This window comes from Lacimonas salitolerans (assembly GCF_042677865.1).
GTDB classification, from domain to species: Bacteria; Pseudomonadota; Alphaproteobacteria; order Rhodobacterales; family Rhodobacteraceae; genus Lutimaribacter; species Lutimaribacter salitolerans.
This window is the reverse complement of the sequence record NZ_JBHUDD010000073.1, coordinates 1-831: the sequence shown is the minus strand read 5'-3', so window position 1 is coordinate 831 and position 831 is coordinate 1. Positions and strand designations below refer to the sequence as shown.

The following is an 831-nucleotide window of genomic DNA, read 5'->3' as shown; positions in this document are numbered from 1 at the left end:
CGGATGTTAACAATGCAGGTGGGTCAGTTTTAGATGATCATAACCCACCCAAGTGGGTCACTTTTGCATGCCGATTCACACACTTGAGGTCCAAGGCTTCCGTGCCATGACGCATGCCGGTATTGGCCAGGATCAGCACGTAGTTGCGCAGCACCTCGCGTGTGGCGGCGGTGACGGGCTTGTCAGTGGTTTTGTGGAATGACCTCAGCTCGGTGTAGATCATCTTGTATTCGTCACGCGTGAAACTGCCCCGGCTTTCGGTCTTGAGCCCATCATTGATCGGCTTTGGGCGAATAGCATGTGTGATCCAGCCACGCTGCTCCGCTTCGTCCAATACGCGGTTCAGCGCCGTGTTGTGCGTGTTGATGGTGCTGTGATGTGCTTTGCGCCCCAGCTTGTTTGTACGCCACTTGCCAAACTCCACCAGCGTCTTGGCGTCGATACTGGCCACATCGTATCCCCCAAAAAACGGGATCAGATATTTGTCCAAAGCGGTGATGTAATCTTTGAACACGATGTGCCCGCCACCCGCATCCAGCTCTTCCTGCATGCGATCCCGTGCAAACTCAGCCACCCGCTTAAACTTGCGTGTGCTCTGGGGCAGGTTATTTTTGGCGCGATCCTCAGCGGTGTAGAAGAACTTCATAGCCATATCGGTTGCTTTGTCCACGTCTTCCGTCTTTGTGGAAAACCTGTGCCACGTGCCATCCGCCAGTTTGACACGTGCCTGCCATTTGGCACTGCGTTCACGCTTGTCCAAGCGCACGTATTCGCTAATGCGTGCCGCGCGACAAACAGGCTGAGAATCCAGCGTCAATCAGGATGAGAACG

General features: G+C 54.6%; 1 protein-coding gene. It reads right to left on the bottom strand.

Annotated elements, in window-relative coordinates:
• Positions 1 to 37 precede the first annotated feature (37 nt).
• Complete coding sequence (locus ACFTOW_RS13280) at positions 38 to 760, bottom strand: site-specific recombinase (protein ID WP_379916501.1); 723 nt, start codon at positions 758 to 760, stop codon at positions 38 to 40.
• Positions 761 to 831: the final 71 nt, after the last annotated feature.